Origin of the sequence: Burkholderia sp. 4M9327F10, assembly GCF_005503145.1 — a bacterium.
Lineage (GTDB): Bacteria > Pseudomonadota > Gammaproteobacteria > Burkholderiales > Burkholderiaceae > Paraburkholderia.
Genome location: NZ_SCNV01000065.1, coordinates 40,520 through 48,428 on the forward strand (window position 1 = coordinate 40,520; position 7,909 = coordinate 48,428).

Below are 7,909 nucleotides of genomic sequence, written 5' to 3' on the forward strand. Positions count from 1 at the left end.
ACCTGCGCTCAGGCGCTGGCCGCGACGCTCGTCTGCGGCTTGATCCACTCGTTGCCCTTCATGAAGGCGTCGTAAGGCGTATGCACGATGTGATTCGTGTAGTTGCTCATCACCTTCGTCGCCACGCCGAGAATCACCTCGAACACGTTGCGGCGCGTGTAGCCGGCGGCGAGGAATGCGTCGATGTCTGCATCGGTGGCGAAGCCGCGCTCACGCACCACGACGGTCGTGAAGCGATGCAGGGCTTCGAGTTTCGCGTCGGGAAGTTCGGTGCCGGCGCGCAGTGCGTCGATCACGGCCGGGTCCACCTTGATCATCTTTGCGAGCGTGCTGTGGCCGGCCATGCAGTAGTGGCAGTCGTTCTCGAAGTTCGAGGTCAGATAGACGACCTGCTGTTCATGCGGCGTCAGCGTACTTTTGGAGAAAAGGTCCCAGAGTGCCGAGTAACCGGCCAGCAGTTCCGGCGATTCCGACATGAAAGACTGCAGATTGGGGACGAAGCCGAAGGCCGCTTTCGTGCCTTCGAGCAGGGGCTTCGAGTCGGCCGGTGCGGTGCCGATCGTGTAGGCGTTGAAGGTGTTCATCGTTGGTTCCTCTGTGGGTTGACGGTGAACACATGATCGGGCAGACGCCGTGCTGCAAGAAGGCAGGCGGCGGTGATACAACTTATTCCTTGGCGGAATGGCAAGCCATGTTGGCACGCGCTAGCACATTGCGCTGGCTGGCGTACGCGGTCTCGCGCGGTGTTCTTCGGATGAGCGCCCCAAATAAAGATGTTAGCAAGGCATCCGGCTACCGGTCACAACTCTTTGTGCGAATTCAGTCCCACTCATCATCGCGCCGCTGCAAGCTGGAATCTGTCGCTGAACTGCGCCGCCGGAATGCTCGCTTCTGTTCGATTTTCGGACGTTACCTACCGCTTGATCCCATGGGCAGCAACGGGTCGATAACAGACTACCGTACCGTGGCGCATGCTTTACCTGAGAGACCCGCTAGGTGGCGTATTAGGTAACGCAACAGGAATAGCCCCCGGATAACGCGACCAGGCATGCGTGCGGCGAGCTGCACGTTTTTCGACGCGCCACCGCCCGCACAGTATCGGGCGGCAAGGCGAGCCCGTTTGCTGCCCGCTGCTTCCGCAGATTGCCCGGTGTATAACCTCGCTCACCGCCCGCCAACAATCGCCTCACGCACCTGCGCAGCAATTTCAAACGACCTCAACCGCGCCGCATGATCGTAGATCAGCGCGGTCAACATCAACTCATCCGCACCGGTCTGCTCAATCACCGACAGCAGCCCGTCCCGCACGGTATCCGGATCTCCAATCACCGAGCAAGCAAGCGACTGCGCGACGCTGCTCAATTCCATCCCGCTCGCCTCGACGCGCTCGACCGGCGGCTGCAACTGCCCCGGCGTGCCGCGCCGCAGATTGATGAACTGCTGCTGCAGCGAGGTGAAAAGCCGCTGGGCAGCTTCGTTAGTATCAGCAGCGAACAGGTTCACGCCAACCATCGCATAAGGCTTGTCGAGCGTAGCCGAGGGCCGGAACTGCGCGCGATAGAGCCGCAATGCCGTCAGCATATGATCAGGCGCAAAGTGCGAAGCAAATGCGAACGGCAACCCAAGCGCCGCCGCCAGTTGCGCGCTGAACAGCGACGAGCCAAGCAACCACAGCGGCACATGCAGCCCCGCACCCGGCACCGCACGCACCCGCTGACCGGGCGCCGGATCGGCAAAGTAGCGCTGCAATTCAACCACATCGTCCGGGAACGAGTCAGCACTGCCTTGCAGGTCGCGGCGCAAAGCGCGCGCAGTGGTCTGGTCAGTGCCGGGCGCGCGGCCCAGGCCCAGATCGATGCGTTCTGGATAAAGCGAGGCCAGCGTGCCGAACTGTTCGGCGATGACCAGCGGTGCGTGATTGGGCAGCATCACGCCGCCCGAACCAACCCGGATCGTCCGGGTTCCACCGGCGACATAGCCAATCACAACTGAAGTCGCAGCGCTGGCAATGCCGGTCATGTTGTGATGCTCGGCGAGCCAGAAGCGCCGGTAGCCCCATCGTTCCACATGCTGGGCGAGATCGAGCGTGTTGTGCAAGGCTTGCGTCGCGTTCGCGCCGGCGGTGATGGGGGAGAGGTCGAGAACCGAGAAAGGGATCATGGCGAAGTTGTCCGTGGCTTTTCGCCGCACGGTCCGCGTCGAGCGAGATGCTCACAGGTACACCGGGCCGTCGGCAGCAAAGGCAAAAGCAAAAGCGGATTGTGCCAAAGCGCCTAAATTCCCGCTGACGCGGCGACGAAGCCCCCACCCCCGGCAGGGTGTAGTTCTGCAGGGGGGCGCCGCTTGCGTTTGAAGCGACTGCGCAATGATCGGATCAAGTCGTTTGAGGCGATGTGTTGCAATTCGTCGGATTGCCCGGACGATTGACGATATGCGCCACGATTATTGTCAAAATGCCCCGATTATCGGCGGCTAAACAAGCCAGTGTTGACGCAACTGTAAAGCACACCGGGCGAGGCAATGAAAAGGGTCTCGATTGTTGGTTCCCAATGAGCAAGACTTCTCCGGCACTGCTACAATTTTCGCGACAATGAATGTGCGTGCGATGGCCATTCAAAGGCACAGCACGGCCCATGTTTAAACCGTGCCGGCGTCTTCACCGCGTGAATTGGCCAGCCCTATGGCTGCAACGTTCCGCGGGGGCTGACAGAAGCGTATCCGGACCCCGCCTTTACAATGGCTGGGTCTGTCGCTGTCTATTCGCTTTCGATTATCTGTCATATGCCCGCCGCGATATTACGGGAAATTACGTGAAAGCCTTCGCACGCTTTGCTCTGACAATTAGCTCCCTGCGGAGCTGACTGTTCAGGCGCAGGCAGAAGGAGTTCCGATCGTGCGAGCAAGCGTATCCATGAATCTCTTGTTGATTTGTCGTGCTATTGCCGGATTGCAGGTCACCGGGAGTCGGGGCCAATGACGGTGCATTCGCTATGCGGCCTCGAGTGGCTGCTGGTTATGTTGTGCTGTGCCGCTACTGTATATGCCGGCGTTGCTGCGGTGGCGATGCCTTTTTTCAGCAAACGCATCAGTATCCGTCGCGGCGAGTCGAGCTCGGTCAGCGTGCTCAAGCCGCTGTGCGGGATCGAGCCGCGCCTGTACGAAAACCTGGTGACGTTCTGCGAGCAGGCGCACCCATGCTTCCAGTTGCTGTTCGGCGTGTCGTCTCCGGTCGATCCGGCAATTGCGGTGGTGCGTCGCCTGCAGGCGGCGTATCCGCACTGCGATATCGAACTGGTGATCGATTCGCGCGTGCACGGCAGCAACCTCAAGGTCAGCAACCTTATCAACATGGCGCAGCGGGCGCGCCACGACATCATCGTGCTGGCCGATAGCGATATCGCCGTCGAGCCCGACTACCTGAACACGGTCACCGCACCGCTCGCCGACCCCGACACGGGCGTCGTCACCTGCCTGTACCGGGCGCAGAGCGTCGGCGGTTTCTGGCCGAGGGTGGGGGCGCTGTTCATCAACGAATGGTTCGCGCCTTCGGTGCGCGTCGCGCATGCGGGCGGCTCGCGCCGCTTCGGCTTTGGCGCGACGCTGGCGTTGCGGCGCACGACGCTGGAGGGCATCGGCGGCTTCGAGACCCTCAAGGACTGCCTCGCCGACGACTACTGGCTCGCCGAACATGCACGTTCGCTCGGCCTGACCACGGTGCTTTCGTCGGTGATGGTCGCCACCGATGTGATCGAGCCCACCTTCACGACGCTGTGGCTGCGCGAAATGCGCTGGCTGCGCACGATCCGCTCGGTGAACCCCGCGGGGTTCGCCTCGCTGATCATCACGTTCACCTCGCCGTGGCTGATGGCCGGCGCGCTGCTCGCCGCCGGACTGAGCGGCGGGGAGGGCGCTCATCCGGCCATGGCGCTCACGCTCTCGATCAGCACGGTAACCGGTATCATCGCGCGCATTCTGTTGCATGCGCGCAGCGCCCGCATTTCGCGGACCTTCTGGCGCGATCTGCCGCTCGTGCCGCTGCGCGATACCTTGCTTGCACTGCAGTGGCTCGGTGCGGCATTCGGTTCGCACGTCGTGTGGCGCGGCGCGCGGATGTCGGTGGTCAACCGGGTGGCGCCGCCGCCCAGGCCGATCGCCGAAATGTCCGATCGCGGATAAGGGCGTTAGCATCAACTATTTAGTCAGTCATCTGAATCAACGCAGGTTGCCGGAGCATTCATGAAAACGCTGTTTTTGCAGGCCCCGTCGTATGACGGTTTCGATGGCGGCGCGGGTTCGCGCTATCAGGCGAAGCGCGAAATCCGCTCTTTCTGGTATCCCACGTGGCTCGCGCAGCCCGCGGCGCTGGTGCCCGACAGCCGCGTGCTGGATGCGCCCGCCGACGGGCTGTCGGTGGAGGCCTCGCTCGATATCGCGCAGCAGTACGAGCTCGTCATCATCCACACCAGCACGCCGTCGTTCCCCACCGATGCGATGTTTGCGCAGGACCTCAAGCAGCGCAAGCCGTCGGTGCTGATCGGCATGGTGGGCGCGAAGGTGGCCGTCGATCCCCACAACTCGCTGACCGCAAGCGAGGCAATCGATTTCGTCTGCCGTGAAGAGTTCGACTTCACCTGCCAGGAAGTGGCAGAGGGCAAGCCGCTCGCGCAGATCCTGGGCCTGAGCTACCGCGCCGCGGACGGTTCGATCGAGCACAACGAAGCGCGCCCGATCCTCGAGAACATGGACGAGCTGCCGTTCGTAGCGCCGGTCTATAGGCGCGACCTGAAGATCGAGAACTACTTCATCGGCTACCTGAAGCATCCGTACGTGTCCATCTACACGGGCCGTGGCTGCCGCTCGAAGTGCACGTTCTGCCTGTGGCCGCAGACGGTGGGCGGGCACCGTTACCGCACGCGCTCGGTGGAAAACGTGCTGGAAGAAGTGAAGTGGATCCGCGACAACATGCCTGAGGTCAAGGAGATCATGTTCGACGACGACACCTTCACCGACTTCAAGCCGCGCGTGGAGGAGATTGCCCGCGGTCTGGGCAAGCTGGGCGTGACGTGGTCCTGCAACGCGAAGGCCAACGTGCCGTATTCGACGCTGAAGATCATGAAGGAGAACGGCCTGCGCCTCCTGCTGGTGGGCTACGAGTCGGGCGACGACCAGATCCTGCTGAACATCAAGAAGGGCCTGCGCACGGATATCGCGCGACGCTTCAGCGACGACTGCCGCAAGCTGGACATCAAGATTCACGGCACGTTTATCCTGGGCCTGCCGGGCGAGACGAAGGACACGATCGAGAAGACGATCGAGTACGCGAAGGAAATCAACCCGCACACGATCCAGGTGTCGCTGGCGGCGCCGTATCCGGGCACGACGCTGTACAACCAGGCGGTGGAAAACGGCTGGCTGCAGGAAAACAAGGTGATCAACCTGGTGAGCAAGGAAGGCGTGCAGCTCGCGGCGATCGGCTATCCGCACCTGTCGCGCGAGGAGATCTATCACCATGTCGAGAGCTTCTACAAGCGCTTCTATTTCCGGCCGTCGAAGATCTGGGAAATCGTGCGCGAGATGCTGATGAGCTGGGACATGATGAAGCGCCGTCTGCGTGAGGGCGTGGAGTTCTTCCGCTTCCTGCGCGCTCACGAAGCGTGATGGCACGCGAGGCCCGTCTGCCGCAGCGCACGCTGATCTTTACGGCAGACGACTTCGGGCTGCATGAGCGTGTCAACGAGGCGGTCGAGCGCGCGCATGCGCACGGCGTGTTGACGGCGGCGAGCCTGATGGTGGCAGCGCCTGCCGCGCGTGATGCGGTAGCGCGTGCCCGCCGCTTGCCGGAACTGCGCGTCGGCCTGCACCTGGTGCTGGCCGACGGCGCGGCCTTCCTGCCGCGCGACGCCATTCCCGCGCTGGTCGACGCACGCGGCCGGTTCGGCGACAACATGGTGCGCGACGGCTTTCGCTTTTTCTTCCTGCCGCATGTGCGCAGACAGCTCGCGCTGGAAATCCGCGCGCAGTTCGAAGCGTTCGCCAAGACCGGGCTGCCGCTCGACCACGTCAATACACATAAGCATTTCCATCTGCATCCGACGGTGCTCGGCCTGATCCTGGAGATTGGCCGCGACTACGGCATGCGCGCGATGCGCTTGCCGAGCGAATCGAGGGAGCCGTTCTGGCTGAAGCCCTGGATCGGACTGGTGCGGGCACGACTCGAGCGGGCCGGTATCGCACATAACGATTACGTGGTTGGCATTGCGAAGACGGGGCAGATGGATGAAGCGGTGCTGCTCGATGCTTTGGCGCATTTGCCCGAGGGCGTGGGCGAAATCTATTGCCACCCGGCTGTGGCGGGCGAAGGCCCATTGACGTTAGGCATGCGAACCTACCGTCACGCGGACGAACTGGCCGCGTTGCTGTCGCCGCGCGTAGCGGCCGCGATCGAGGCGGCGGGGGCGACGCGAGGCGGTTTTATCGACGTGTGCAGCCACCGCGCGCGTGACCGCGGGGTGCAGCCGTCATGAAGTGGTTGCAATGGGCCGGCTTGCCGGTGGGCATCGCGATCCTGATTGGGCTCGTGCTGCATGAGGGCTTGGCCGGCCTTATCCAGGTGATCGGCCAGGCAGGGTTTGCGCTGCTGTGGCTGCTGCCGTTTCATGCGCTGCCGCTGTTGCTCGATGCGTATGCCTGGCACTTGTTGCTCGGCAGGCGGGCGTCGCTCGTGTTTCTGTGGTGGATCGCGGCGGTGCGCGAGGCGGTGAGCCGGTTGTTGCCGGTGGCGGGGATTGGCGGCGAGATTGTCGGGATCCGGCTGGCTCAATGGCAGGTGGCGGATCTGAGCGGCGTGAGCGCGTCGGTGATCGTTGAGGTGATGGTGACGATGGCGGTGCAGTATGCGTTTTCTGCGCTGGCGCTGGTTCTGATAGTTGTTTCGACGCATCGGGCCGACGGGGTGGGCACGATTGCGTTGTCTTTGCTTTTGTCGCTGCCATTGCCGGTGATTGCTGTTGTGCTCGTGCGGCGAGGCGGGGTTTTTCACGCTATCGAACGGTGGGCCGGGAAGTTGCTGGGGGCGTCCAGTTCGCTGCTGCAGGGCATGGATGGGCAGCAGCTCGATGCGGATATTGATGCGCTCATGAGCCGCGCTGGGGTTTTGTTGCGGGTTTTTCTTTGGCAATTGGGCGGGTATCTGCTTGGGGCGTTGGAGACTTATTGGGCTTTGGAGTTGCTTGGGCATCCGGTTTCGTTGGGCGCGGCGCTTGCTGTTGAAGGGCTTACTCAGGCTGTCAGGCATGCGGCGTTTTTTGTCCCCGCTGGGGTGGGGGTGCAGGATCTGGCTGTGGTTTTGCTCGCGCAGCTTTTTGGGGTTGATCGTGAGGTCGCTTTGTCGTTGGCGGTTGTTAAGCGCATGCGGGAGGTGCTGTTTGGGTGCTCCGCACTGGTTACCTGGCAGGTGGCTGAGGTTTGGAGGCGGAGTTCTCGGGGGGCTGGTGTTGTAGTGGGGGAGTGAGGGTTTTTTTTGCCTGCGGCGGCTTGTTGTTTGGTTGTTGTTCTTTGGGGTGTTGGCCTTTCCTTGTTTTGTTATCGGTCTATTTGTGTTGCCCCTGTGCGGGGCGGCACTTACTTTCTTTGCCGCCGCAAAGAAAGTAAGCAAAGAAAGCGGGCTGCAACCGCTAGCTTGTAGTGAGCCATCCCGGTTCGCCACCGGGAACGGCCCAAGACGAGACCCGCCCTCGCACCACGCACGTTCGTGACACAGCACTCATCCGCTCCAGCGTCGCGCTGCGCGCCCCGCCGAAGGGCATAACGCCTTCTGCATGGTATGTAGGTATTCTAACTATATTTGGCTTGCCGATTTTCCATGAACCGGCGCCGCCGGTATTCTGTGAACGCACCCGCACCCGCACCC

Annotated in this window: 6 protein-coding genes; 4 read left to right on the forward strand and 2 right to left on the reverse strand. The window is 62.3% G+C overall.

Annotation, left to right across the window (positions count from 1 at the left end; translation table 11 throughout):
• Positions 1-8: 8 nt before the first annotated feature.
• Both FFS45_RS35230 and FFS45_RS35235 read right to left on the reverse strand, forming a co-directional pair.
• On the reverse strand, positions 9-584 hold the full coding sequence (locus tag FFS45_RS35230; RefSeq protein ID WP_137959245.1) for a carboxymuconolactone decarboxylase family protein: 576 nt from the start codon (positions 582-584) through the stop codon (positions 9-11).
• A 580-nt stretch (positions 585-1,164) separates the two neighbouring features.
• Positions 1,165-2,160, reverse strand: a complete 996-nt coding sequence (locus tag FFS45_RS35235; protein ID WP_137959246.1) for an LLM class flavin-dependent oxidoreductase — start codon at positions 2,158-2,160, stop codon at positions 1,165-1,167.
• An 813-nt stretch (positions 2,161-2,973) separates the two neighbouring features.
• Here FFS45_RS35235 and hpnI point away from each other — a divergent pair.
• From hpnI to FFS45_RS35255, 4 genes are read left to right on the forward strand one after another with little or no spacing between them, the layout of a single operon-like run.
• Positions 2,974-4,176, forward strand: coding sequence for a bacteriohopanetetrol glucosamine biosynthesis glycosyltransferase HpnI (gene hpnI / locus FFS45_RS35240; protein WP_137959247.1), 1,203 nt, complete (start codon positions 2,974-2,976; stop codon positions 4,174-4,176).
• A 60-nt stretch (positions 4,177-4,236) separates the two neighbouring features.
• On the forward strand, positions 4,237-5,658 hold the full coding sequence (gene hpnJ / locus FFS45_RS35245) for a hopanoid biosynthesis associated radical SAM protein HpnJ (RefSeq protein ID WP_137956479.1): 1,422 nt from the start codon (positions 4,237-4,239) through the stop codon (positions 5,656-5,658).
• Entirely contained in the window at positions 5,658-6,524 is an 867-nt protein-coding gene (hpnK, locus tag FFS45_RS35250) for a hopanoid biosynthesis-associated protein HpnK (protein WP_137959248.1), read from the forward strand. Before hpnJ ends, hpnK begins: the two co-directional genes overlap by 1 nt.
• On the forward strand, positions 6,521-7,510 hold the full coding sequence (locus tag FFS45_RS35255; RefSeq protein WP_137959249.1) for a lysylphosphatidylglycerol synthase domain-containing protein: 990 nt from the start codon (positions 6,521-6,523) through the stop codon (positions 7,508-7,510). The genes hpnK and FFS45_RS35255 overlap by 4 nt, the downstream gene beginning before the upstream one ends.
• Positions 7,511-7,909: the final 399 nt, after the last annotated feature.